Source organism: Mitsuaria sp. GD03876, from assembly GCF_029840635.1.
Taxonomy (GTDB): domain Bacteria; phylum Pseudomonadota; class Gammaproteobacteria; order Burkholderiales; family Burkholderiaceae_C; genus Roseateles.
Genome location: NZ_JAOCCU010000001.1, coordinates 132872 through 158109, shown reverse-complemented (window position 1 = coordinate 158109; position 25238 = coordinate 132872). Strand labels below are relative to the sequence as shown.

Below are 25238 nucleotides of genomic sequence, written 5' to 3'. Positions count from 1 at the left end.
TGGCGCCGCCTTCCCGGCGTGCCGGTCCGCGCGCCCGGCCGGACCAAAAAAAAAGGCCACGCCTCGGGAGAGGACGTGGCCAACAGGGAGGTGGTAATCGCCGGGCCGCGGTCTTGCGGCCGCCGCGCGGGATGCGCGTTCAGTGGCCCGGCGCCGGGGTCTGTTCCCCGGCGGGTGGACAGCGTCGGATCAGCGCTCGCGGCGCAGCGAACCGACCATCGCGGTGTTGTCGCCCATCATGAAGACGGTGTAGACGTAGCCGGCCTGGATCTGCAGCGCGCTCAGGCTGTAGACCGGCGTCGTCGAGGACGGCGAGGTCACCGTCAGCAGCGAGGAGGTCGAGGCCGGCGTCGTCTGCGGCGTGGACGAGGTGCCCGCCACCACGTTCGAGGCCAGCGCGCTGTAGTCGACGTTCAGCGTCAGGCCGGTCGAGGCGTTCGCCACGCCGTTGACCAGGCGGATCTTGGCGTTCGTCGTCGGGCTGGTGGGCAGGCGGTTGTCGTCGGCCAGCACGGTGAATTGCGGGCTCGCGGCCGGGCCCCAGACCATCAGCGTGTAGTCGCTGCCGGCGGCCAGCGCCGGGTTGGCCAGCGACAGCGCCTGGCCGTTGACGTAGACCGTCAGGTTGGCCGTGCCGGCGGCGACGGTGGCGTAGTCGCCGATCGTCGGCGCGACCGAGGTCGGCAGCAGCGAGGTCTGGCCGATCGCGCCCGACACCAGCGCCCCGCCGCCGACCGCGGCCACCAGGCGGGCGCGGGCGGTCGTGTTCGGGAAGTTGGTCGTCGCGCCCTGCTGGATCAGCTGGATGCCGTTGACCAGCACGCCGCCGGTGCTGCCGGTCAGGATCAGCGTCGAGACACCGGCCGAGGGCAGCGTGATGCTCGGGATGTCCAGCCGCAGGTCGCCCTTGCCGCCGGCGGCGGTCATGCGCACGCGGAAGGTGCCGCTGTTGAGCGTCACGTAGCCGCTGCCCGAACCGGTGGCGATGCTGCTGGCCACCGCGCTGGCGCTGTCCAGCGCGTCGTCGGCGCCGGTGACGTAGACGTCCATCGCGCCGGCGTCCGGCGCCAGGTTCAGCACCAGCAGCTTGGTCTTGCCGGAGGCCGGGGCGTCCTGGTCCTCCTGCAGCAGCGTGGTCTGCATCGAGCCGGCCGAGCCGTACGCGATCAGCGAGTAATGGCTGCCGGAGGCCAGCGTCGGCGTCGTCGACACGAGCGTGCTGCCGACGTTGTTGCTCTGCACCTCGGTGCCGGTGGCGTTGGTCTTCACGTCGGCGTAGGCGCCCACGCCCGCGTAGGCGACGGCCGAGTTCACCGTGGTGCTGTCCACCGCCATGTCCAGCGCGGCGTAGCCGATGCTGGCGTTGAGCAGGCGCATCTGCGCCGTGCTGTCGCTGCCGCCGCCGCCGCAGGCGGCCAACAAGGCCGCGCTGGCCACGCTCAGGCCCCAGGCCCAGGTCTTGAATCGCATCGTCCGACACTCCGATTGAGGATGCGGCGATTGAACGGGCCCCGTGTTGCTGCGGCTTGTGGCGGCTTGCCAGCTTTGTGAACTTCCATATCAGGCCCGACACAGAGTTGCCCGCGTGTTCCCGGCCCGGCGCGCAGCCCGGACAAACCCGCCCCGTCGGCGCCGCGCCACGATCCGCCAACCCGCATGGCGCCTTGGGTCCGGCTCTCTAATCGCGCGCGGGGTCCGGCGCTAGCATCCGCGCGATGAATGCCTACCCTCAGCTGCTGTCGCCCCTGGATCTCGGCTTCACCACCCTGCGCAACCGCGTGCTCATGGGCAGCATGCACACCGGGCTGGAGGACTCGCGCCGCCACGTCGAGCGCCTGGCCGAGTACTTCGCCGAACGCGCCCGCGGCCAGGTCGGCCTGATCGTCACCGGCGGCTACGCGCCCAACATCGCCGGCTGGGCCAAGCCCTTCGCCGGCACGCTGATGACCGGCGGCGCCGCGCGCCGCCACCAGCCGATCACCCGCGCCGTGCATGCCGAGGGCGGCAAGATCGCGCTGCAGATCCTGCACACCGGCCGCTACGGCTACCACCCGTTCAACGTCGCGCCGTCGGCGCTGAAGTCGCCGATCTCGCCGTTCACGCCGCATGCGCTGAGCGCGCGCGGTGTCGAGCGCCAGATCCGCGCCTTCGTCCGCTGCGCCGTGCTGGCGCGCGAGGCCGGCTACGACGGCGTCGAGGTGATGGGCTCCGAGGGCTACTTCATCAACCAGTTCCTGATCGCCGCGACCAACCGGCGCGACGACGCCTGGGGCGGCGACTTCGCGCGCCGCATGCGCCTGCCCATCGAGATCCTGACCCGCATGCGCGAGGCGGTCGGCCCCGACTTCATCGTCATCTACCGGCTGTCGATGCTGGACCTGGTGCCCGACGGCGCCAACTGGGACGAGGTGCTGCAGCTCGCGCGCGCCGTCTCCAAGGCCGGCGCCACGATCATCAACACCGGCATCGGCTGGCACGAAGCCCGCATCCCGACGATCGCCACCAGCGTGCCGCGCGCCGGCTTCGCCTGGGTCACGAGGAAGCTGCGCGAGCAGCTGCGCGCCGAGGGCATCCACACGCCGCTGATCACCAGCAACCGCATCAACACGCCGGAGGTCGCCGAGGCGGTGCTGGCCGACGGCTCGGCCGACATGGTCTCGATGGCGCGCCCGCTGCTGGCCGACCCGGCCTTCGTCCGCAAGGCCGCCGAGGGCCGCGCCGACGAGATCAACACCTGCATCGCCTGCAACCAGGCCTGCCTCGACCACGTGTTCAAGCAGGAGGTCGCGTCCTGCCTGGTCAATCCGCGCGCCGGCCACGAGACGCTGCTGCGCATCGTGCCGGTGGCCGCGGGCGCGCGGCGCAAGCGCGTCGCCGTCGTCGGCGCCGGACCGGCCGGGCTGGCCGCCGCGACCACGCTGGCCGAGCGCGGCCACGCGGTCACGCTGATCGACGCGGCCCAGGAGATCGGCGGCCAGTTCAACCTGGCCAAGCGCATCCCCGGCAAGGAGGAGTTCCACGAGACGCTGCGCTACTTCAAGCGCCGGCTCGAGCTGCTGGGCGTCGTGCCTCGGCTGGGCCGCCGCGTCGGCGCCGAGGAGCTGATGGACTACGACGAGGTGCTGCTCGCCACCGGCGTCACGCCGCGCGACCCGCGCATCCCCGGCCAGGCCGAGGGCGTCGCGCGGGGCCAGGTCTTGACCTACCTCGAGGTGCTGCGCGGCGAGAAGCCGGTGGGACGGCGCGTGGCCGTCGTCGGCGCCGGCGGCATCGGCTTCGACGTGTCGGAGTTCCTGCTGGAGCAGGGCCATTCGCTGGCGCTGGACGCGCCGGCCTGGCGCAAGCACTGGGGCGTCGGCGATCCGGCCGACACGCGCGGCGGCCTGGCCCGCCCGCAGCCGGAGCCGGCCGCGCGCGAGGTCACGCTGCTGCAGCGCCGCGCCGGCAAGCTCGGCGCGGGCCTGGGCAAGACCACCGGCTGGATCCACCGCGCCGCGCTGAAGACGCACGGTACGCGGATGGTCGGCGGCGTGCAGTACGAGCGCATCGACGAGCACGGCCTGTGGATCAGCCACGGCGAGGACCGCGCCGATCCCGAGCGCATCGACTGCGACACCATCGTGCTGTGTACGGGACAGGAGCCGCTGCGCGAGCTCGAGGCGCCGCTGCGCGCGGCGGGCCGGTCGGTGCACCTGATCGGCGGTTCGGCCGAGGCCAAAGAATTGGACGCAAAGCGTGCAATCCTGCAGGGAACCCGGCTGGCGGCCTCGCTGTAAACCCTAGCGGCGCCTTCAGCGCGCCGTCGATACTCCGAAGGTCGAGCGAACGGGAACGTCCGCCACCCGCGGACGGCCGACCTGGGGCCAGCTGTTGCCCCTCCTAAAAAATCACAAGAGAAGCTTGGGTCAAGCCATGCGTCTTCGCCTGAACCGTCGTTGGGGACGCCTCGCCGTGTCCGCGCTGCTGCCCGCGTGCCTGAGCGCGCCGGCATGGGCGGACGCGTCCGCGTCCGGCGCGGCCTCGGCGACGGCGCGCTCGATGGTGCACCTGCCGGCCTGGATCGATTCGGGCTCGACGGTGTTCTGGCTCGGCGCGGGCTGCGTCGTCGGCGGGCTCACGCTGGGCGTGATGGTCAGCCTGTTCCTGCAGCAGCGTGGCCGCCTGGCGCGCCGCCGCGACGAGCTCAAGCGCGTGCGCCGCGAACGCGCCCGCCTCAGCGCGCTGCTCAACGCGATCCCCGACCCGATGTATTTCAAGGACGCCCAGGGCGCCTACGAAGGCTGCAATCCGGCCTTCGAGCGCGCCGTCGGGCTCAGCGAGCAGGAACTGATCGGCCGCCGCGACGCCGACCTGCCCCATCCCCCGGGCTGGGTCGACACCCAGTCCGACGGCCGCAGCCTGACCTGGCGCGACGGCAACGACGGGGCGCGCTGCCTGGACGTGCTCAGCGCCCGCGTCTTCGACGACGACCAGTACCTGGGCCAGGTCGCCATCGCGCGCGACGTGACCCAGCTGCAGCAGGCCACCGACGCCGCGCGCCGCGCCGCCACCGTGTACGAGCACTGCGGCGAGGGCATCATGGTCATCGACCACCAGCTGCGCATCGTCGACGTCAACCCGGCGCTGGTGGCGATGGTGGGCCATGACCGCCAGACGCTGCTGGGCAAGCGCCCGCTGCTGCTGCGCGAGGCCGAGCAGGACCCCGAGAAGCTGCGCCAGCTGTGGCTGGACATCGACGAGCGCGGCAAGTGGAGCGGCGAGGTCACCGAGCGCCACAAGAACGGCGAGTCGATCCCGATGTGGGCGACCTTCGTGAAGGTGCCGTCGCCGTCGGGCGACCCGGAGCAGGTGCAGTACCTCAGCGTGCTGACCGACATCTCCCGCATCAAGCAGACCGAGGCCGAGCTGCTGCACCAGTCGCTGCACGACAGCCTGACCGGGCTGCCCAACGCGGCGCTGCTGCGCGACCGCATCTCGCGCCAGGTGGCCAACGCGCAGCGCGAGCAGACCTGCGTCGCGGTGCTGTACATCGACCTGGACGGCTTCCGCGACGTCAACGACATCGCCGGCCATGCCGCCGGCGACCAGGTGCTGCTGACCGCGGCGGCGCGCTTCGCCAACGTGACGCGGTTGAGCGACTCGGTGGCGCGGGTGGGCGCGGACGAATTCGTCGTCGTGCTGTCCGGCCTGGTCGACGAGGAAACCGCGATGCGCCTGGGCGACCGCCTGATCCAGGCGATGGACGAACCCGTCGTCATCGACCACCACCGCTTCAATGTCGGCGCCAGCATCGGGCTGGCGCTGTTCCCGGCCGACGGCACGCAGGTCGACGAGCTGCTGCGCAACGCCGAGGTCGCGATGGTGCGCGCGAAGCTGCACGCCCGCGGCTCGGTCCAGGCCTACCGGCCGGAGCTGACGCAGGCGGTGCAGCACCGCTTCGAGCTGACGCACGCGCTGCGCCAGGCCAACGAGGCGGCGCAGTTCCGCATCGAGTACCAGCCGCAGGTGCGCCTGAGCGACGGCCAGCTGATCGGCGCCGAGGCGCTGCTGCGCTGGCGCCATCCGACGCGCGGACCGATCTCGCCGGCCGACTTCATCCCGCTGGCGGAAGAGACCGGATTGATCATCCCGATCGGCCGCTGGGTGCTGGAACAGGCCTGCGCGCAGGTAGCGCGCTGGCAGGGCCAGGAAGGCAAGCCGCAGCAGGTCGCGGTGAACGTGTCGGCCCGGCAGCTGCGCCAGCCGGACTTCATCGAGACGCTGGACTTCGTCCTCGGCGAGACCGGCTGCCCGCCCAGCGCGCTGGAGCTGGAGGTGACCGAGAGCCTGCTGCTCGAGGACGCCGAGCAGGCGATCAGCCTGCTCACGCGGATCTCCAACCGCGGCGTGCGGATCGCGATCGACGACTTCGGCACCGGGTATTCGTCGCTGGCCTACCTGAAGCGCATGCCGGTGAGCACGCTGAAGATCGACCGCAGCTTCGTCAACGAACTCAGCAGCGACGCCAACGTCGCCGCGATCGCGCGCACGGTCATCGTGCTGGCGCGCAGCCTCAACCTCGACGTGCTGGCCGAAGGCGTCGAGACGATCGAGCAGGCCGAGTGGCTGCGCCGCGAAGGCTGCGACTGGGCCCAGGGCTGGTACTACGGCCGCCCGATGCCGGCGGAGGACTTCGTCTTGACGCCCCCGCCCGAACCGCTGCGCCGCGCGCCGGCCAAGCGGCTGCAGCTGGCCTGAGCGCGCGCGCTCCCGGCCGGGCGCGCGTCGTCTCACGCATTGCCGTCACCGTTCGTGCGCCGCCGCGGCGCGGTCGGCGGATTCGGCTCGGCATCCCACAGGCGCCATTCCTTGGCGCTGATCTCGCGGACCTCGAGCCCGCGCCGCAGCACGTAGCTCGAGTCGTGCCAGCTTTCCACCGGCCCGGCCACCGCGCGCCGGGGACAGGGCTCCGCGCCGAAGTCGGAATCGCCGAAGCTGCTGCCGTTGTCCGAGAAGCGGCTCTCGCCGTGGCTGAACCGGCTGTCGCCGCCGTAGTGGCTGGGATACAGGCTGTCAGGCCCGCCGCCGCCCGCGAGCGGCCTGGACGCGGCGCGCGGGAGCTGGGACTGGGAGGACCGGTACTTCATTTGTGGAACTCCGGGATCTCGGGGAGAGGCACTCCATGGTGATCCTGTCGGAGCCTGTACGGCAGCCCGCAGATGGAGGGGCTGGCGGGGGAGGAGATGTCCCCCTTGAATTCCCTTGCGGCGCTCAGCGGTGTGTGGAAGTCATAGGGGTAGCGCTGTCGTGCTCTTGACCTCTTCCATCACCGCGTAGGTCCGGGTCTCGCGCACGCCGGGCAGCGTCCAGATCACCTCGCCGATGAACTCCCGGTAGGCCGTCATGTCCGACACCCGCGTCTTGAGCAGGTAGTCGAAGCCGCCCGCCACCAGGTGGCACTCCAGGATCTCCGGCCGCGCCTGCACCGCGGCGCGGAAGTTGTCCATGACGTCGTGGACCGTGCGGTCGAGCAGGATCTCGATGAACACCAGCATCTGCGCGCCCAGCTTGGCCGGGTTCAGCCGCGCCTCGTAGCCGAGGATGAACTCCTCGCGCGTGAGCCGCCGCACCCGCTCCAGCACCGCCGTCGGCGACATCGCCACCGCCTCCGCCAGCTTCAGGTTGCTCAGCCGCCCGTCCTGCTGCAGCAGGCCCAGGATCTGCAGATCGATCTTGTCCAGGTCTTTTAGGGTGCTCATGATGGATTTTGTGCGGCCAAGCTGGCGAAGATTGGAGAGTAATTCATGGCGTCCTTTTCTACACTAGCTCCATTCGCTAGGGGATCGGCTCTGGCACGAACATTCGAGGACGACATGACCGCCTTTGCCCTTCCGCCGGAAACCTCCCGCCTGCCGGACCCCTACCGCGAGGAGCTGCCGCTGGTGCGCGCGCTCGCCGAGGAGCTGCGCGCGCTGAACTGGCCGGCGGTGATCGGCCAGGCCCGCCCGTGGGTGCAGCAGGTGCGCGCCAACCCGGCGCCGTTCTGGGCGATGGAGTCGCTGTTGCGCGAGTACCCGATCACCAGCGCCGAGGGCCTGGCGCTGATGCGCCTGGCCGAGGCGCTGCTGCGCGTGCCCGACGCGGAGACCGCCATCGCGCTGACCGCCGACCAGCTCGGCCGCGCCGATTTCGACGGCGGCTCCGACGGCCCGCACAAGATGCTGGCCGGCCTGGCGGCGAGCGCGATCTCGCTGTCCAAGAAGTTCCTGCCCGACGCGGAGTCGGACTCGGGCGTGATGAAGCGCCTGGGCGCGCAGACGGTGGTCGCCGCCACGGTGCGCGCGATCCAGCTGCTGGGCCGCCAGTTCGTGCTGGGCCGCAACATCCAGGAGGCGATGAAGGAAGCCGACGCGGCCCGCAAGGCGCAGGCGCAGCTGCGCTTCTCCTACGACATGCTGGGCGAGGGCGCCCGCACCGAACGCGACGCCGAGCGCTACCAGGCGTCCTACCTGAACGCGATCGCCGCGATCGCCGCCGGCCGCAAGGCCGAGTCGCCCGAAGGCAGCGACGGCATCTCGATCAAGCTGTCGGCGCTGTTCTCGCGCTACGAGGTGCTGCAGCGCGAGCGCGTCTACGCCGAGCTGCTGCCGCGCGTGTGGCAGCTGGTCGAGAAGGCCGCGCAGGCCAACATCAACCTGACCATCGACGCCGAGGAGGTCGACCGGCTCGAGCTCTCGCTGGAGCTGCTGGAGGCGTTGGCCGAGCGCATCGCCCGGCACTTCCCGCAGTGGCGCGGCTTCGGCCTGGCGGTGCAGGCGTACCAGACGCGCGCCCGCGACGTCGTCGAGGCGGTCGCCGCGATCGCCCGCAAGCACGGCCTGCGCTTCATGGTCCGCCTGGTCAAGGGCGCCTACTGGGACGGCGAGATCAAGCGCGCGCAGGAGCAGGGCCTGCCGTGCTACCCGGTCTACACGCACAAGCCGCACACCGACGTCTCGTACCTGGCCTGCGCGCAGGCGCTGCTGCGCCACCACGACGTGATCTACCCGCAGTTCGCGAGCCACAACGCCGGCACGATCGCCGCGATCCTGCAGATGGCGCGCTCGCTGGGCGCCAAGTTCGAGATGCAGCGCCTGCACGGCATGGGCGAGGGCGTCTACCGCGAGGTGCTGAAGGACGGCTCGATCCCGTGCCGCGTCTACGCGCCGGTCGGCGAGCACCGCGACCTGCTGGCCTATCTGGTCCGCCGCCTGCTGGAGAACGGCGCCAACTCGTCCTTCGTCCACCAGCTGGCCGATCCGACGGTGGCGCCGGAGGAACTGCTGGGCTCGCCGCTCGAGCAGATCCAGACGGCCGCCGCGCTGCCGCTGCCGGTCGACCTGTACCGCGACGCCGCGGGCCGGGGCCGCGACAACTCGTCGGGCCTGGACCTGGCGGTGCCGGAACAGCGCCGGCCGCTGCTGGACGCCTTGAGCCAGTGCACCGTGCCCGCGATGTCCGAGGCGACCACCGATGAAGTCGACGCCGCGATGGCCCGGCTGCAGGGCGGCTTCGCCGGCTGGAACGCGACGCCGGTGGCCGAGCGCGCCGCCGTGCTGCGCCGCGCCGCCGACGCGCTGCAGGACCAGCTGCCGCGCTACTGCGCGCTGCTGGTCAAGGAGGCCTACAAGAGCTTCGGCGACGCGATCAGCGAGGTCCGCGAAGCGATCGACTTCCTGCGCTACTACGCCGACGAGGCGGAGCGCCTGGCCGCCGACGGCGTCGCGCTGAACGGCCGCGGCGTGTTCGTGTGCATCTCGCCGTGGAACTTCCCGCTGGCGATCTTCGCCGGCCAGGTCGTGGCGGCGCTGGCCGCGGGCAACGCGGTCGCCGCGAAGCCGGCCGAGCAGACGCCGGCCGTGGCCGCCGAATGCGTGAAGCTGCTGCATGCCGCCGGCGTGCCGCAGGACGCGGTGCAGCTGCTGCACGGCCGCGGCGAGACCGTCGGCGCGCGCCTGGTGGCCGCGCCGCAGACGGCGGGCGTGTGCTTCACCGGCTCGACGCAGGTGGCGCAGATCATCAACCGCCAGCTGGCGTCCAAGCCGGGCGCCGCGGCGCTGCCGCTGATCGCCGAGACCGGCGGCCTGAACGCGATGATCGTGGACTCGACGGCGCTGCCGGAGCAGGTCATCGACGCGGTCGTGCAGTCGGCCTTCCGCAGCGCGGGCCAGCGTTGCTCGGCGCTGCGGCTGCTGGCGGTGCACGAGGCGGTGGCCGACGGCGTCATCGAGATGCTGCGCGGCGCGGTCAAGGAACTGCGCGTGGGCGAGTCCGCGGACCTGGCCACCGACGTCGGCCCGCTGATCGACGACGAGGCCTTCGACGGCGTGTCGCGCGAGGTCCAGCGCCTCAAGCGCGAGGCCACGCTGATCGCCGAGGCGGTGCCGGCCGACGGCTGCCCGCGCCTGCTGCCGCCGGTGGCGGTCGAGCTGCCGACGATCGCGTCGCTGAAGCAGGAGATCTTCGGCCCGGTGCTGCACGTGGTGCGCTGGAACGGCGACGTCGACGGCGTCGTGCGCGAGATCAACGCGCTGGGCTACGGCCTGACGCTGGGCATCCAGACCCGCATCGACAGCCGCGCGCTGCGCCTGGCGTCGGAAGCCCGCATCGGCAACGTCTACGTGAACCGCAACATCATCGGCGCGGTCGTCGGCGTGCAGCCGTTCGGCGGCGAGGGCATGTCCGGCACCGGCCCGAAGGCGGGCGGTCCGCACTACCTGCTGCGCTTCGTCGCGCAGCCGAAGGTCGAGGCAGGCGCCGAGGCAGCGGCCTCGGCGGTCGCGACGACCGGCGCGGGCGCCGACCTGTCGCCGCTGTTCGCCGCGCATGAAGCCTGGGCCGAGCGCCCGGTCGACGAGCGGGCGACGGCGCTGGAGCGCTCGTCGGCCGGCCAGACGCCGGGTGTCGGCGGGGCGTGGCGGACGCTGGGCGCGGCCGCGCGGCGCGTGCTGGTCGACGTGGCGCTGCCGGGCCCGACCGGCGAGAGCAACGAGCTGCGCCTGCATGGCCGCGGCGTGATCGCGGTGCTGGCGCAGGGCGCGTCGCCGGAGGAACTGGCGCGGGCCCTGGGCGCGGCGCTGGTGGCCGGCAACGCGGTCGCGGTCGTCGGCGGCGGGGACGTGGCGCAGGAGCTGCGTACCGCGCTGATGCGCGGCGGCGTGGCGGCCGCGGCGATGCAGCTGCTGCCGGCGGACCAACTCGGCGCGGTGCTGCGCGCCGGGAAGCTGGCCGGCGTGATCGCGTCGGCGGCGCTGCAGGTGCCGGTGCAGCGCGCGCTGGCCGGCCGGGACGGCGCGATCCTGCCGGTCGTGCCGATGGTCGAGCTGGCCGATGCGCGTCAGCTCTACCGCCTGGTCGCCGAGCAGACGCTGACGATCAATACGGCGGCCGCTGGCGGGAACGCCGCGCTGCTGGCGGGCGTGCACTGACCCGCGCGGCCGGGTCGCGCGAGACCCGGCCGTCGAGCCGCCACCAGCCGGTGCGCGGCACGACCCAGACCTCACCGGCGCGGAAGCGCCGCGCCCGCGGCCAGCATTGGTCGGCCCACAGCGAGGGCGCGTCCTCGACGTCGACCACGCCCGCGTGCACATGCATCACGGTGCCGCGGGCAAGCTTGAGCATCAGCGACTGACCCGGGGCCAGCGCGTGCTCGTACGTCGACGGCGAGGGCGGCCGCATCACGCGGGCGCGCGCCTGCTGCCAGGGCCAGGGGATGGGCAGCGACCTCAGGACGGCGGAAAGGAACATGGCGTGTCGCCCGCGATGGGCGCCTCGATGGGATGACGTCCAGTGTTCCGGCCGGCGCCCGGCCGCGACAGGCACAGCGGATCGATTTGTTCTGCGGAACAGCGCCCGCGCGCGGCCTGTTCCGTATCGAGTGCCACGCCGCTGTTCCGGTGCCTCGCGCGCACGCGGGCGCAGAATCGCCGCCATGGACACGCCCGCGCGCCAGGCCGCGCCTCCCGCCTTGACCGCTGCTCCCGGCGCAACCGCCGCAACCGCCGCAACCGTCGCCGCCGGCCCGACCGCCGCCGATGCCGGCACCACCGGCGTCGCTTCCGGCACCGCGTCCGGCACTGCTTCCGGCGCGGCCCACGCGGCCGGCATGTCGTCGGACCCGCTGTACGCGCAGGTCGCCGCGCATTACCGCCAGGCCATCGCCGCCGGCACGATGCCGCCGGGCAGCCGGATGCCGTCGGTGCGCACGCTGATGGGGCTGCACCGCGTCAGCCTGAGCACCGCGCTGCAGGCCTGCCGGCTGCTCGAAAGCCAGGGCCTGCTGCAGGCGCGCCAGCGCGCCGGCTACTTCGTCCGCGCGCCGCGCCCGACGCGGCTGGCCCGGGCCGCCGAGCCGAGCCAGACCCAGGCCGATCCGGCGCGTTTCGTCGGTGTGCATGAGCGGATCTCCGACATCCTGACGCGCGGCATCGCCGCCAAGGCCGAGATCAACCTGTCGGGCGCCTGCGCGCATCCGTCGCTGTACCCGACCCGCGCGCTGGCGCTGCACGGCCAGCGGCTGCTGCGCCGCCGTCCCGAGATCCTCGGCACCCAGCCCGATCCGCAGGGCCTGCTCGCGCTGCGCCAGGCGCTGTCGCGGCTGGCGCTGAACGCGCAGATCCAGATCGATCCGTCGCAGCTCGTCATCACGCATGGCTGCACCGAGGCGCTCAGCGTCGCGCTGCGGGCGGTGACGACGCCGGGCGACGCGGTGGCGGTGGAGTCGCCGACCTACTACGGCCTGCTGCAGCTGCTCGAGAGCCTGAACCTGCGCGCGCTGGAGATCCCCACCAGTCCGCACACCGGGATCTCGGTGGAGGCGCTCGAGGCGGCGGCCGCGCGCGAGCCGCGGCTCAAGGCGGTGGTGGTGGTGCCCAACCTGCAGAACCCGCTGGGCGCGGTGATGCCGGACGCGGCCAAGCAGGCGCTGCTGGCGGCATGCGAGGCGCGCGACCTCGCGCTGATCGAGGACGACACCTACGCGCTGCTGTGCGACACGCCGCAGCGCGCGATCAAGTCCTGGGACACGACGGGGCGGGTGATCTTCTGCTCGTCGCTGCACAAGACGCTGGCGCCGGGCATGCGGGTCGGGTGGATCGCGGCGGGGCGCTGGCAGCCGCGGGTCGAGATCCTGAAGTACGCGCAGAGCCGGCCCAACGAGATGCTCGGCCAGGCGATCCTGGCGGAGTTCCTGGCCGGCGGGCAGATCGAGCGCCACCTGCGCGCGCTGCGCGCCCGGCTCGCCACGCAGCGCGAGCAGATGGTGGAGGCGCTGTCCGACGAGTTGCCCGTGGGCACGCGGCTGAGCCTGCCGCCCGGCGGCCCGAGCCTGTGGGTGGAGCTGCCCGAGGGGCTGTCCTCGCTGGCGCTGTTCGACGCGGCGCTGGAGAAGGGCGTGCGCATCGGGCCGGGGCTGATGTACTCGAACTCGGACCGCTTCGACCGGTTCATCCGCGTCAACGCCGGCAACCCGATGGACGAGGCCCAGCGGCGCGGCGTCGCGGTGCTGGGCGAGCTGTGCGCGTCGATGCTGCGCGCTCGCTGATCGCGCCGTCGCCCGCGGGGCCAGGGCTACACTGCCGGCCCATGAATTCCTGCATCGCATTCATCGGTGGCGGCAACATGGCCAGCGCCATCGTCGGCGGCCTGCGCCGGGCCGGGCATCCGGCCGAGGACCTGCTGGTGGTCGAGCCCTTCGAGGCCCAGCGCGAGCGGCTCGCCGCGGAATTCGGGATCCGGCCGCTGGCCGCCGCCGACGCGTCGTTGACGCGCGCCCAGGCGGTGGTGTGGGCGGTCAAGCCGCAGCTGTTCCAGGAAGCGGCCGCCCCGGTGGCGCCGCATGCGGGCGCGGCGCTGCAGCTGTCGGTGATGGCGGGCCTGCGCGGCGACGCGATCGCGCGCGCGACCGGCGCGACGCGCGTCGTGCGCGGCATGCCGAACACGCCGGCGCTGATCGGCCAGGGCATCACCGGGCTGCATGCGAGCGCCGCCGTCACCGCCGAGGACCGCGCGCTGGTCGAGCGGCTGCTGCGGCCCACCGGCCAGACCGTGTGGGTCGACGGCGAGGGCGACCTCGACACGGTGACCGCGCTGTCGGGCTCGGGCCCGGCGTATTTCTTCTTCCTGATCGAGCACATGGTCGCCGCGGCGCGCGCGCTGGGCCTGGACGAGGCCAAGGCGCGCGAGCTCGCGCTGGCCACCTGCGGCGGCGCGGCGGCGCTGGCCACGCAGTCGGGCGAGTCGCCGACGGTGCTGCGCGAGAAGGTCACGTCCAAGGGCGGCACGACGCACGCCGCGATCACCAGCCTGCAGGCCGACGGCGTCGGCGAGGCGATCGAGCGCGCGGTGGCTGCCGCGCACCGCCGCGCCGGCGAGCTGGGCGACGAGTTCGGCCGCGCCTGAGGCGCCGGGACCGTCCGCGACCTTCGACTTCCGACGCCAACCGACTGCCGATCGATGGGGATCACCGACCGCTGGGGTCTGCGCGCGTGGCTGCGCGCGCCGGGCTCGCTGAGCAAGCGCCTGGCCGCGACCGGCCGCCGCTACGAGGTGCAGGTGCTGCGCCAGAGCGTGGCGCCGCTGCGGCCGCAGGAGCGCGCCGCGCTGGGCCTGCCGCGGCGCGGGCTGACGGTGGTGCGCGAGGTGCTGCTGCGCGTGGACGGGGTGCCGCTGGTGTGGGCGCGCTCGGCGGTGCACGGGCACTCGCTGGCCGGCCCGTGGAAGGCGCTGAAGGGGCTGGGCGCGCGGCCGCTCGGCCACCTGCTGTACGACGATCCCCGCATCCAGCGCAGCGAGCTCCAGCCGCGGCGCGTGACGCGCCATGGCGCGACGCACCGGCAGATGGAGCGCCAATGGCTGGCGGCGACCGGCCAGGCGGCGCCGGCGCTGATGCAGTGGTCGCGCAATTCGGTCTTCACCCGGCACGGCCAGCAGCTGCGGGTGATGGAGATGTTCGTGCCCGAGGTCGCGCTGCGCGATCCCGGGCCGTTGCGGCGCAAGTCGCGCCCGCGCCGCTGACCGCGGCGGCGCGCGCCAGGCGCCTTCGGAGTTCCCATGCCTGATCCGAGTCCTTCCTCCCCTTCCCCGCAGCCCGCCGCCGCGTCGCGGTGGACGGCGGGATTGCGGCGCTGGCTGCTGGCGCTGCGCCCGGCGCCGATGCGCGTGGACGCGCGCGAACGGCTGCGCGTGGTGGCCGGCGCGATCGCCGGGCTGTTGCTGACGGCGGTGCTGACCGAGTGGCTGTCGCGCCACGCGCCGGGCGTGCCGTGGCTGGTCGCGCCGCTGGGCGCGAGCGCGGTGCTGGTGTTCGGCGTGCCGGCCAGCCCGCTGGCGCAGCCGTGGTCGGTGGTGATGGGCAACACGGCCTCGGCGCTGGTCGGCGTCGCCTGCGTGCACCTGTTCGGCAGCGTGCCGGAGCTGGCCGCGGCGATCGCCGTCGGCGGCGCGATCGGGCTGATGTTCCTGCTGCGCTGCCTGCATCCACCCGGCGGCGCCGCGGCGCTGCTGATGGTGCTCAGCGGCGTGCACGACTGGCATTTCGCGCTCGATCCGGTGCTGTTGAACTCGGTGCTGATGGTCGCGGCGGGCATGGCCTACAACGGGGTGACCGGCCGCAAGTACCCGCACCCGCAGGTCGCGGCGCCGGCGGTGGCCGCGCGCGGCCCGGCGGGCGAGGCGACGGCCTTCAGCGGCGCCGACCTGGAGACGGTGCTGGCGCATTACAACCAGGTGCTGGACATCCCGCGCGACGACCTGCAGGCGATCGTCGACGAGGCGGGGCTGCTGGCGGCGCGCCGGCGGATGACGACGCTGCGCTGCGAGGACGTGATGTCCCGCGACGTGAAGGTGGCGGAGTGGGGCACGCCGCTGCAGGAGGCCTGGTCGCTGCTGCGGGAGCACCACATCAAGGCGCTGCCGGTGGTGGACCGGGCGCGGCGGGTGGTGGGCATCGTGACGCTGGCGGACTTCATGCGGGGCGCGTCGCTGGACGTGCACGCGGACTGGCCGGCGCGGCTGCGGCAGCTGATCCAGCGGTCGCCGGGGACGCACAGCGACAAGCCGGAGGTGGTCGGCCAGATCATGAGCCGGCAGGTGCGGGTGGCCAGCGCGGAGCGGCCGCTGGCGGACCTGGTGCCGATGTTCGCGGCGACCGGACATCACCACATCCCGATCGTCGGCGACGAGGCCCGGCTGGTGGGCATCCTGACCCAGTCGGACCTGGTGGCGGCGCTGGCGAGGATGGAGCGGTTGTAGGCCGCGTACAGGTCCCGCTCAGCTTTGCTCGCTATGCTGCGCCGGCTCCGGCCGCGCGCGGCCGGCCGTTCCCCTTGCCCCGAGCCGAGCCGATGGACATCGACCCCGAAGAACTGATCGAGAACGCCCGCCAGGCCATCGACCGGCCGGAGGCGCCGCCGCCGCAGTCGCGGCTGAACGTGGCGGTCGCGGTGACGGTCGCGCTGCTGGCGACCTTCATGGGCATCTGCAAGATCAAGGACGACAACATCGGCCAGGGCATGCAGCAGGCGCAGGCCGACAAGATCGACCACTGGGCCTTCTACCAGGCGCGCAACGCCCGCGAGGAGGTCGCCAAGGCCACGCTGACGCAGCTGAAGCTGCAGGCCGTCGGCGCCCCCGCCTCGGCGGCCGAGGGCTACCAGCAGGCGATCGCGCGCTACGAGACGCTCGTCGCCGAGCAGTCCGCCAAGAAGGACGAGCTGCGCAAGCAGGCCGAGTCCGACCAGCAGCGCTACGACGCGCTCAACTTCCGCGACGACCAGTTCGACCTGTCCGACGCGCTGCTCGCCATCGCGATCGCGATGCTGGCGATCACCGCGCTGACGCAGATGTGGGCGCTGTTCGCGGTGGCCATGGTGCCGACCGGCTTCGGCGTGCTGATGGGGCTGGCCGGCCTGGCCGGCTGGCCGCTGCACCCGGACATGATCGTGCGGCTGCTGTCCTGATCAGCGCAGTGCCAGGTCGGCCACCGTGCCGGCGAAGATCGCGAAGCCGACCCAGTGGTTCTCGCGGAAGGCCTTGAAGCAGCCCTCGCGGGTGCGGTCCTTGATCAGCGTGTAGTGCCACACCACCTGCGCCGCCGCGACGGCCAGGCCGGCCAGGAACCAGTGACCCATGCCCAGCTTCAGCCCCAGCGCCGCCCACAGCGCCAGGAAGACGACGTAGAAGGCCATCACGCCGATGACGTCGAAGCGCCCCAGCGTCAGCGCCGAGGTCTGGATGCCGATGCGGATGTCGTCGTCGCGGTCGACCATCGCGTACTCGGTGTCGTAGGCCAGCACCCAGCACTGGTTGGCGACCAGCAGCCCCCAGGCGGACAGCGGCACCGACGCGGCGATCGCCTGCAGGCTCCATTCGCGGCCGCCCTGGGCCGCGGCGAAGGCCATCGGGATGCCGAACGAGAACGCCACGCCCAGCACCGCCTGCGGCATCGAGATCCAGCGCTTGGTGAACGGGTAGAGCAGGGTCACCGCGAGCGCGGCGAAGGACAGCAGGATGGTCGGCGGATTGGTGGTGAGCACCAGCGCGAAGGCGACCAGCGCCAGCACCGCGCCGAGCGTCAGCGCCTGTTTCACGGTGATCAGGCCCGCGGTGACGGGGCGCTGGGCGGTGCGTTTGACGTGCTTGTCGAAGTCGCGGTCGGCGACGTCGTTGACGGCGCAGCCGGCGCTGCGCATCAGGAAGGTGCCAATCGTGAAGACCAGCAGCAGGTGCCAGCCCGGCCAGCCGTCGGCGGCCATCCACAGCGCCGACAGCGTCGGCCACAGCAGCAGGTAGGTGCCGGCCGGCCGGTCCCAGCGGATCAGGTTCAGGTAGAGCGACAGACGCGACGGCGCGACGGGAGAGGGGGCGGCGGGAGTCATGGCGGGGATTGTCGCTTTCAAGAACATCTCCAAACCAGCGCATCACCGCACCACACCGCGCCGTTCACGCACACACGGACTTCAAACTTGAAAAAACTTGATTGCCAAACAATATCCACCGACAATCCACCCTCTATGCACAAGGTTGTCCACAGCGAGAACATCAAGGCCGCACTCGCGCAAAAGGGGTGGACTCAAAAGCAGCTCGCCGAATCGCTTGGCGTCTCGGCTCAGGCGGTGACGTTGTGGTTGAAGGGAGAGGGTCTTCCTCGACCAGACAAGTTGTTGAAGCTCGCGACGACGCTTCGGCTGTCGCTGGGGCAATTGGTCAAGGCCGAAGATCCTGATCGTCCGGTCGTGGCCTTCCGCAAGCGAGCGGCGACGAAGACGACACAGCAGCACGTTGACGATGCAGTGACGCGAGGCAAGCTGCTACGAGCGCTGGTCCCGTCGTTGCCTGAGCTCCGGGCATTGCGCACCGAGTTGCCCAACCCGAGTACCGACTACGCGGACCTCCAACGAGCGGTCGCGCAAACGCGGGCCAAGCTCGGAATCGGGCAAGACGCCAGACTGGCGTACTCGGTGCTGATCAGCGAGTTCGCCGCGAACGACGCATTCCTCGTGCCCGTGCTCTGGGGCGAGAAGAGCCGCCATGAAAACGCGCTCCACATCCTGCTGCCGGCCACGCGCGTGACGTTCATTTACTTGAATATCGACGCGCGGATCGAGGACTTCAAGTTCTGGATGGCGCATGAGCTGGCGCATGTCTACACGCCGCCCTTGGCCGGCTCCGACGAGGGAGAAGACTTCGCGGACGCCTTTGCCGGTGCCCTGCTGTTTCCGCAAGCCCTCGCCGAACGGGCATGGCGGGAAGCGAACTCCGCCAGACGCAAGGCGGACGTCGTCGCGGCATTGATGCGACATGCGACCGCGCATGAGATTTCGCTGTTCACCGTCTATTGCCAGGCCCAGGCATTCGCCAAGGCGCACGGTCTCAGGCCCCTGGCGCTGAACGAGGGAGCCGACATCCACGCCGTGCGCAGTGCCGTACGAGGCAGGACCGTCGCGCAAGACCTCTTCGGCACGGCTCCTCCCGACCCGGGCGCCTACCTGGCCGCGGCTCAGAACGTCTTCCGAAGCGAGTTCTTCCCTTCGCTCCAGCGGATGTTGAAGGCGCACGACATCGGGCCCGCGTATCTGCAGCAGATCCTGGACCTGCCGTTGGCTGACGCGACGGCCCTCCACGCAGTGCTGACGAGGTAAACGCCTTTGACGCTACTGTTGCTCGATACCTGCGCGTACTTGCGTCTCGCGCGACGCGTGAAACCGCTACTGGGCGTCGCGTTCGGGCAAAAGCAGTACGTGCTGACGGTGTTGTCCGATGTCGAGCATGAGGTGTTGCGCAGCGGCCGCTTGCGCCACCTGTTTCCCTGGTTCTCAACCGATGAAGGTGCCGCTGCCGAACGTTTGGCGCAGGCCGTCCGGTTGTCCAGGCCAGAGCAACTGGAACTGGACATGACAGCCAAGTTCCTCTACGACTGGGTCATCGAGGAGGTCATGAGCTTCACGTCGAGGGGCCGTACGCCGCCGAGTCGGGTCGATTGCCGTGTCCTGGCTTTCGGCCAAGTACACCAGGCTGCCGTCGTGACCGACGACCTGGCCATGCACGACCTGGCCAACACATTTGGCATCGAGGTGATGCACGGACATGAGCTGCTGGCCAAGCTGCGTACGGCGAAGATGATCGACAACGATCTCGTCCGAGAGATCTACGAAGCCCTCGAACGCAACGGGGATCTGCCGCAGGCCTGGCGTGCCGCGAAACACAAGGCCTTCATCAAGGTGTTCGGCCCCGGGGTCAAGCACCCTTCCTGAACCGCTCCACCAGCGCCCCCGCCTCGCCCACCAGGCCGCGGCGGAACGCCAGCACGCACAGGATGAAGATCATCCCGGTGACCAGGCTGACCGATTCGCCCAGCCCGGTGAACCACTGCACCCCCGTCACGTTGGCCAGCCACTGGCCCAGGTCGCCGATCTTGTTCTCCAGGGCGATGATCACCAGCGCCCCCACGATCGGCCCCACCATCGTCCCCATGCCGCCCACCAGCGTCATCAAGATCACCAGGCCGGACGTCGTCCAGACCGCGTCCGTCAGCGTCGCGAAGCCCAGCACCAGCGTCTTGGTCGCCCCCGCCAGCCCCGCCAGCGCCGCCGAGATCACGAACGCCATCAGCTTGAAGCGCGCCGCGTCGTAACCCAGCGAGGTCGCGCGCGCCTCGTTCTCGCGGATCGACGTCAGCACCTGCCCGAACGGCGAATGCACCGTCCGGTAGATCAGCCAGAACCCGAACACGAACACCGCCAGCACCAGGTAGTACAGCGCCGTGTCGTTCTCCAGGTTGATGCCCAGCAGGCTGCCGCGCGGCACCGACTGCAAGCCGTCCTCGCCGCCGGTGAACGGCGCCTGCAGGAAGTAGAAGAACAGCATCTGCGCCAGCGCCAGCGTGATCATCGAGAAATAGATCCCCGAACGCCGGATCGCCAGCAGCCCGAACACCAGCCCCGCGACCGCCGCCATCAGCGTGCCGAAGGCGATCCCCAGCAGCGGCGGGAAACCCCAGACCTTCAGCGCGTGACCCGCGCCGTAGGCCGCCGCGCCCAGGAAGGCCGCGTGCCCGAAGCTCAAGAGCCCGGTGAAGCCGATCAGCAGGTTGAAGGCGCACGCGAACAGCGCGTAGCACATCACCTTCATCGCGAAGATCGGGTACACGCCCAGCAGCGGCAGCAGCGCGATGCCGACGAACAGGGCCCCGTAGCCCAGCGGTTTCTTGTTCATTTCTCTTTGCCGAACAGGCCGGCGGGACGCACCAGCAGCACCGCCGCCATGATGACGAACACCACGGTGTTGGAGCCCTCCGGATAGAAGACCTTGGTCAGCCCCTCGATCACGCCCAGGCCCAGGCCGGTCAGGATCGAGCCCAGGATCGAGCCCATGCCCCCGATCACCACCACCGCGAAGACGACGATGATCAGGTTGGAGCCCATCAGCGAATTCACCTGCAGGATCGGCGCCGCCAGCACGCCGGCGAACCCCGCCAGCGCCACGCCGCCCGCGTAGGTCAGCGTCACCAGCCGCGGCACGTTCACGCCGAAGGCCTGCACCAGCTTCGGGTTCTCCGTGCCCGCGCGCAGCGTCGCGCCCAGCGAGGTCTTCTCGATCAGCACCCACACCCCCAGGCACACCACCAGCGAGGCCACCACCACCCACGCCCGGTAGTTGGGCAGGATCATGAAGCCCAGGTTGGTCGCGCCCGACAGCGCCTCCGGCGCCGAGTACGGCTGCCCGCCCACGCCGAAGAAGGAGCGGAACACGCCCTCGATCACCAGCGTCAGCCCGAAGGTCAGCAGCAGCCCGTACAGGTGGTCCAGCTTGTAGAGCCACTGCAGCAGCAGCCGCTCGATCACCAGCCCGAACACGCCCACGATCAGCGGCGCGATCAGGAGCATCGCCCAGTAGTTGATGCCGAAGTACTCCAGCCCCATCCACGCCAGGAACGCGCCCATCATGTAGAGCGCCCCGTGGGCGAAGTTGATGATGTTCAGCATGCCGAAGATCACCGCCAGCCCCAGCGACAGCATCGCGTAGAACGAGCCGTTCACCAGGCCCAGCAGCAGCTGGCCCAGCAGTGCCGGCAATGGAACTCCGAAGACCTCAGACATAAGGGTCGCTCTTCCTACGGTTCAGGGCGCCGCGCGGTCCCGCATCGGCGGGCGCGCGCGGCGCGGATCAGGTCATCACTTCTTGACCAGCGGGCACTTGGAGTCGGCCAGCTTGGTGAACGCGTCGTCGCCCGGGATGCGGGTCACGACCTTGAAGTAGTCCCACGGCTCGGTGGACTCCTTGGCCGACTTCACCTGCAGCAGGAACATGTCGTGCACGCCGCGGCCGTCTTCCTTGCGGATCGTGCCCTTGGTGTAGAAGTCGTTGATCGGCGTGGCCTTCATCTGCGCCACGACCTTGTCGCCGTCGTCGCCCTTGATCGCCTCGACCGCCTTCAGGTAATGCGACACCGCCGAGTAGTCCGCCGCCTGCAGCGAGGACGGCATGCGCTTCATCTTCTCGAAGAAGCGGCGCGCCCAGGCGCGCGCCTCGGGGCTCTGGTTCCAGTACCAGCTGTCGGTCAGGTACATGCCCTCGGTGGTCTTGAGGCCCAGCGAGTGCACGTCGTTGATGAACATCAGCAGCCCGGCCAGCTTCATCGTCTTGGTGATGCCGAACTCGTTGGCCGCCTTGACCGCGTTGATGGTGTCGCCGCCGGCGTTGGCCAGGCCCAGGATCTGCGCCTTGGAGCTCTGCGCCTGCAGCAGGAACGAGGAGAAGTCGCTCGCGTTGAGCGGGTGCTTCACCGCGCCCAGCACCTGGCCGCCGGACTTGGTCACCACCGCCGAGGTGTCGCTCTGCAGCGAGGTGCCGAAGGCGTAGTCCGCCGTCAGGAAGTACCAGGTCTTGCCGCCCGCCTTGGTCACCGCCGCGCCGGTGCCGTTGGCCAGGGCCACCGTGTCGTAGGCGTAGTGGATGGTGTAGGGCGTGCATTCCTCGTTGGTCAGGCGCGAGGTGCCGGCGCCGATCGAGATGAAGGGCTTCTTCTTCTCCGCCGCCACCTTGGCCATCGCCAGGCTGGTGCCGGAGTTGGTGCCGCCGATCAGCAGGTCCAGGCCTTGCGTGTCGAACCACTCGCGCGCCTTGGACGCGGCCACGTCGGCCTTGTTCTGGTGGTCGGCGAAGACCAGCTCGATCTTCTTGCCGGCGACCATGCCCTTGGCGTCGGCGATGGCCATGCGGATGGCCTCCACGCCGCCGGCGCCGTCGATGTCGGCGTAGACGCTGGACATGTCGGTGATGATGCCGATCTTGACCACGTCGCCCGACACCTGCGCCTGCGCGCCGAGGCTGCCGCAGGCCAGCACCGAGGCCAGGGCAACGGTCTTGAGGGTCGTCTTCATCGCTTGTCTCCTTTTCTAACGGCCTCGTCGGGCCACGCGGGTTTCAGACTCGAAGCTCGGAAGGGAATCCGGATGTCGCGCCGGGCTACACGCTCAGCAGCTCGTCGAGCAGCGCGCGCTTGCCGTCGAGCTGCGCGGCGGGGAAGGACTCGACGACCTGCCCGTGTTCCATCACGACGAAGTGGTCCGCCAGCGGCGCGGCGAACCGGAAGTTCTGCTCCACCATCACGATGGTGAAGCCCTGCGCCTTGAGCGCGGTGATCATGCGGGCCAGCGCCTGGACGATGACCGGGGCCAGGCCCTCGGAGATCTCGTCCAGCAGCAGGATGTCGGCACCGGTGCGCAGGATGCGCGCGACGGCCAGCATCTGCTGCTCGCCGCCCGAGAGCCGCGTGCCCTGGCTGTGCCGGCGCTCCGACAGGTTGGGGAACATCGCGTAGATCTCGTCCTCGGACATGACCTTGCCGCGCCCGCCCTTGAGCGTCGGGGGCAGGCGCAGGTTCTCCTCGGTGCTCAGCGACGCGAAGATGCCGCGCTCCTCCGGGCAGTAGCCCAGGCCCAGCCGCGCGATGCGGTGCGTGGGCAGGTGCACCGACTCCTGGCCGTGCACCTTGACCGAGCCGCTGCGGCGGTCGGTCAGGCCCATGATCGCGCGCAGCGTGGTCGTGCGGCCGGCGCCGTTGCGGCCCAGCAGCGTCAAGACCTGGCCCTGCGGGACCGCGAGGTCGATGCCGTGCAGGATGTGGCTCTCGCCGTACCAGGCCTGGAGGCCCTTGATCTCGAGCGCGTAGGCCATCAATGCGCCCCCTGCAGCTCGGCGGCCTCGGAGCCCATGTAGGCCTCGAGCACCTTCGGGTGCCGGGAGACGGTCGCGTAGTCGCCTTCGGCCAGCACGGCGCCGCGCGCCAGCACGGTGATGCGGTCGGCGATGCGGCTGATCACCTTCATGTTGTGTTCCACCATCAGCACGGTGCGGCCCTCGGCCACGCGCTTGATCAGCGCGGTGACGCGGTCCACGTCCTCGTGGCCCATGCCCTGCGTGGGCTCGTCCAGCAGCATCAGCTCGGGCTCCATCGCCATCGTGGTGGCGATCTCCAGCGCGCGCTTGCGGCCGTAGGGCAGGTCGGCGGCGCGCAGCGCGGCCATGTCGCGCAGGTCCACCAGCTCCAGCAGCTCCAGCGCCCGGTCGTCGAGCTTGCGCAGCCCCGCCAGGCCGGTCCAGAAGTGATAGCTGGTGCCGGTGAAGCGCTGCAGCCCGATGCGCACGTTCTCCAGCACCGTCAGGTGGGGGAACACCGCCGAGATCTGGAACGAGCGGATCACGCCGCGGCGCGCGATCTGCGCGGGCTTCTCGCCGGTGATGTCCGCGCCGTTGAACAGGATCTGGCCCCGGGTCGGGGTCAGGAACTTCGTCAGCAGGTTGAAGCAGGTCGTCTTGCCGGCGCCGTTGGGGCCGATCAGCGCGTGGATGTGCCCGCGCTGCACTTGCAGGTCGACCGAGTCCACGGCGGTGAAGCCCTTGAACTCCTTGGTCAGTTTGCGTGTCTCCAGGATGAGGTTGCTCATCGGCGCAAGGGTGGGCGCCGGTGGCCGGTGCCTCTGTAGTGGAGCCAGGAATATAGGGGCCCTGGCAGGGGCCGCCGACAGCGTAAAACCCTTTACGCAGCATTGCGCAAGGGCTAACCCTCGAACCGCGGCGCTGCCTTTCACGAGGCTGACGGCGGGCCCCCGCGCCCCTGACACAAAGGAGCCATTGACGCGGTGGTGTCCCTCGAATCTCCCGAGGGAGAAGGGTCCCTATTCCGAACGGGGCGGGTCGTGCCGGCGCGGCGTGGCTATGCTGCGCGCCTGCTCGAAGACACCCATGACATGCACAGGAGGTTCCCCATGATCCGTTCCGGAAGATTCGCCGTCCTCGGTCTCGCGCTCGCCCTCGCCGCCGCCGGCGCGCAGGCCGCCGCGCCGCAGGTGAAGACGCAGGCGCCGGGGTACTACCGGATGATGCTCGGCGACTTCGAGATCACCGCGCTCAACGACGGCACGATCGACCTGCCGGTGGACCAGCTGATGGACAAGGCCAAGCCCGGCACCGTCGCGAAGGCGCTGGGCAAGAGCTTCCTGAAGCCGCCGGTCGAGACCTCGATCAACGCCTACCTGGTCAACACCGGCACCAAGCTGGTGCTGATCGACACCGGCGCCAACGGCGCCTTCGGTCCCACGACCGGCAAGCTGATGGCCAACCTGAAGGCGGCGGGCTACCAGCCCGAGCAGGTCGACGAGGTCTACATCACCCACCTGCACCCCGACCACACGGCGGGCCTGACCAAGGACGGACAGGCGCTGTTCCCCAACGCCGTGGTCCGGATGGACCAGCAGGACGCGGACTTCTGGCTGAACGCGGACAACGCGGCGAAGGATCCGGCGCACAAGGACTTCTTCGGCGCGGCGATCGCGGCGCTCAAGCCGTACCAGGACGCGGGCCGGCTCAAGCCGTTCAGCGGCGAGACGGAGCTGGTGCCGGGCATCCGCACGCACGCGGCCTACGGCCACACGCCGGGCCACACGGTCTACTTGGTGCAGAGCCAGGGCCAGAAGCTGGCGGTGTGGGGCGACCTGATGCACGTCGCGGCGGTGCAGTTCCCGGACCCGACGGTGACGATCAGCTTCGACACCGACTCCAAGCGCGCGATGCCGCAGCGCCAGGCGGCCTACGCGGACGCGGCGAAGAACGGCTACTGGGTCGCCATCGCGCATGTGTCCTTCCCGGGCCTGGGCCACGTGGCCAAGGACGGCAAGGGCTACCGCTGGGTGCCGGCGAACTACAGCATCAAGCCGTAAGGC

Annotated in this window: 20 protein-coding genes and 1 pseudogene; 11 read left to right on the top strand and 10 right to left on the bottom strand. The window is 70.9% G+C overall.

The genetic code is table 11. From position 1 onward, the window contains the following. Positions 1-189 precede the first annotated feature (189 nt). A complete protein-coding gene (locus tag N5D62_RS00750; RefSeq protein ID WP_279755416.1) occupies positions 190-1470 on the bottom strand; it encodes a DUF4397 domain-containing protein in 1281 nt (426 codons plus the stop codon). 245 nt (positions 1471-1715) lie between these two features. Between N5D62_RS00750 and N5D62_RS00745 the strand changes: the two genes are divergently transcribed. Then, positions 1716-3776, top strand: a complete 2061-nt coding sequence (locus N5D62_RS00745) for an NADPH-dependent 2,4-dienoyl-CoA reductase (protein ID WP_279755414.1) — start codon at positions 1716-1718, stop codon at positions 3774-3776. A gap of 136 nt (positions 3777-3912) precedes the next feature. Beyond that, entirely contained in the window at positions 3913-6237 is a 2325-nt protein-coding gene (locus N5D62_RS00740; protein ID WP_279755412.1) for an EAL domain-containing protein, read from the top strand. A gap of 32 nt (positions 6238-6269) precedes the next feature. On the opposite strand, the gene N5D62_RS00735 is transcribed toward N5D62_RS00740, so the two are convergent. Continuing rightward, positions 6270-6626, bottom strand: a complete 357-nt coding sequence (locus tag N5D62_RS00735) for a hypothetical protein (protein ID WP_279755411.1) — start codon at positions 6624-6626, stop codon at positions 6270-6272. A 141-nt stretch (positions 6627-6767) separates the two neighbouring features. Then, a complete protein-coding gene (locus N5D62_RS00730) occupies positions 6768-7238 on the bottom strand; it encodes an Lrp/AsnC ligand binding domain-containing protein (protein WP_279755409.1) in 471 nt (156 codons plus the stop codon). Positions 7239-7352: 114 nt separating this feature from the next. Here N5D62_RS00730 and putA point away from each other — a divergent pair. Then, positions 7353-10256: pseudogene (gene putA / locus N5D62_RS00725) on the top strand (bifunctional proline dehydrogenase/L-glutamate gamma-semialdehyde dehydrogenase PutA); the annotation flags it as partial. Between the two features lie 637 nt (positions 10257-10893). Here the strand turns inward: putA and N5D62_RS00720 are convergent. After that, positions 10894-11265, bottom strand: a complete 372-nt coding sequence (locus N5D62_RS00720) for a hypothetical protein (protein ID WP_279755408.1) — start codon at positions 11263-11265, stop codon at positions 10894-10896. 184 nt (positions 11266-11449) lie between these two features. Between N5D62_RS00720 and N5D62_RS00715 the strand changes: the two genes are divergently transcribed. The 5 genes from N5D62_RS00715 to N5D62_RS00695 all read left to right on the top strand — a co-directional run bounded on the left by N5D62_RS00715 (position 11450) and on the right by N5D62_RS00695 (position 16475). Then, positions 11450-13060: a PLP-dependent aminotransferase family protein gene (locus tag N5D62_RS00715; protein ID WP_279755407.1), complete on the top strand. Its 1611-nt coding sequence runs from the start codon at positions 11450-11452 to the stop codon at positions 13058-13060. 41 nt (positions 13061-13101) lie between these two features. Continuing rightward, complete coding sequence (gene proC / locus N5D62_RS00710) at positions 13102-13917, top strand: pyrroline-5-carboxylate reductase (RefSeq protein ID WP_279755406.1); 816 nt, start codon at positions 13102-13104, stop codon at positions 13915-13917. Between the two features lie 54 nt (positions 13918-13971). After that, positions 13972-14532 carry a chorismate lyase gene (locus tag N5D62_RS00705; protein WP_279755405.1) on the top strand — a complete coding sequence of 187 codons (561 nt, stop codon included), beginning with the start codon at positions 13972-13974 and terminating at the stop codon, positions 14530-14532. A gap of 138 nt (positions 14533-14670) precedes the next feature. Continuing rightward, positions 14671-15768, top strand: a complete 1098-nt coding sequence (locus tag N5D62_RS00700; RefSeq protein WP_279755604.1) for an HPP family protein — start codon at positions 14671-14673, stop codon at positions 15766-15768. A gap of 92 nt (positions 15769-15860) precedes the next feature. Then, entirely contained in the window at positions 15861-16475 is a 615-nt protein-coding gene (locus N5D62_RS00695) for a DUF4337 domain-containing protein (RefSeq protein WP_279755404.1), read from the top strand. Here N5D62_RS00695 and ubiA read toward each other — a convergent pair whose 3' ends face one another. Next, a complete protein-coding gene (gene ubiA / locus N5D62_RS00690; RefSeq protein ID WP_279755403.1) occupies positions 16476-17393 on the bottom strand; it encodes a 4-hydroxybenzoate octaprenyltransferase in 918 nt (305 codons plus the stop codon). Between the two features lie 87 nt (positions 17394-17480). Here ubiA and N5D62_RS00685 point away from each other — a divergent pair, with 87 nt between their 5' ends. After that, a complete protein-coding gene (locus tag N5D62_RS00685) occupies positions 17481-18656 on the top strand; it encodes a helix-turn-helix domain-containing protein (RefSeq protein ID WP_279755402.1) in 1176 nt (391 codons plus the stop codon). Between the two features lie 57 nt (positions 18657-18713). Continuing rightward, on the top strand, positions 18714-19268 hold the full coding sequence (locus N5D62_RS00680) for a hypothetical protein (protein WP_279755401.1): 555 nt from the start codon (positions 18714-18716) through the stop codon (positions 19266-19268). On the opposite strand, the gene N5D62_RS00675 is transcribed toward N5D62_RS00680, so the two are convergent. From N5D62_RS00675 to N5D62_RS00655, 5 genes are all read right to left on the bottom strand, one after another. After that, a complete protein-coding gene (locus N5D62_RS00675) occupies positions 19252-20229 on the bottom strand; it encodes a branched-chain amino acid ABC transporter permease (protein WP_279755400.1) in 978 nt (325 codons plus the stop codon). The two genes, N5D62_RS00680 and N5D62_RS00675, sit on opposite strands and share 17 nt — an antisense overlap. After that, positions 20226-21113, bottom strand: a complete 888-nt coding sequence (locus N5D62_RS00670) for a branched-chain amino acid ABC transporter permease (protein WP_279755399.1) — start codon at positions 21111-21113, stop codon at positions 20226-20228. The genes N5D62_RS00675 and N5D62_RS00670 overlap by 4 nt, the downstream gene beginning before the upstream one ends. 75 nt (positions 21114-21188) lie before the next feature. After that, positions 21189-22397 (bottom strand): ABC transporter substrate-binding protein, encoded by a 1209-nt coding sequence (locus N5D62_RS00665; protein WP_279755398.1) that lies wholly within the window; start codon positions 22395-22397, stop codon positions 21189-21191. An 85-nt stretch (positions 22398-22482) separates the two neighbouring features. Then, the gene (locus N5D62_RS00660; protein WP_279755396.1) at positions 22483-23193 is read right to left on the bottom strand and encodes an ABC transporter ATP-binding protein; all 711 of its coding nucleotides are present in this window, start codon (positions 23191-23193) and stop codon (positions 22483-22485) included. Continuing rightward, on the bottom strand, positions 23193-23963 hold the full coding sequence (locus N5D62_RS00655) for an ABC transporter ATP-binding protein (protein WP_279755395.1): 771 nt from the start codon (positions 23961-23963) through the stop codon (positions 23193-23195). The genes N5D62_RS00660 and N5D62_RS00655 overlap by 1 nt, the downstream gene beginning before the upstream one ends. A gap of 321 nt (positions 23964-24284) precedes the next feature. Between N5D62_RS00655 and N5D62_RS00650 the strand changes: the two genes are divergently transcribed. Continuing rightward, positions 24285-25235, top strand: a complete 951-nt coding sequence (locus tag N5D62_RS00650; protein WP_279755394.1) for an MBL fold metallo-hydrolase — start codon at positions 24285-24287, stop codon at positions 25233-25235. Positions 25236-25238: the final 3 nt, after the last annotated feature.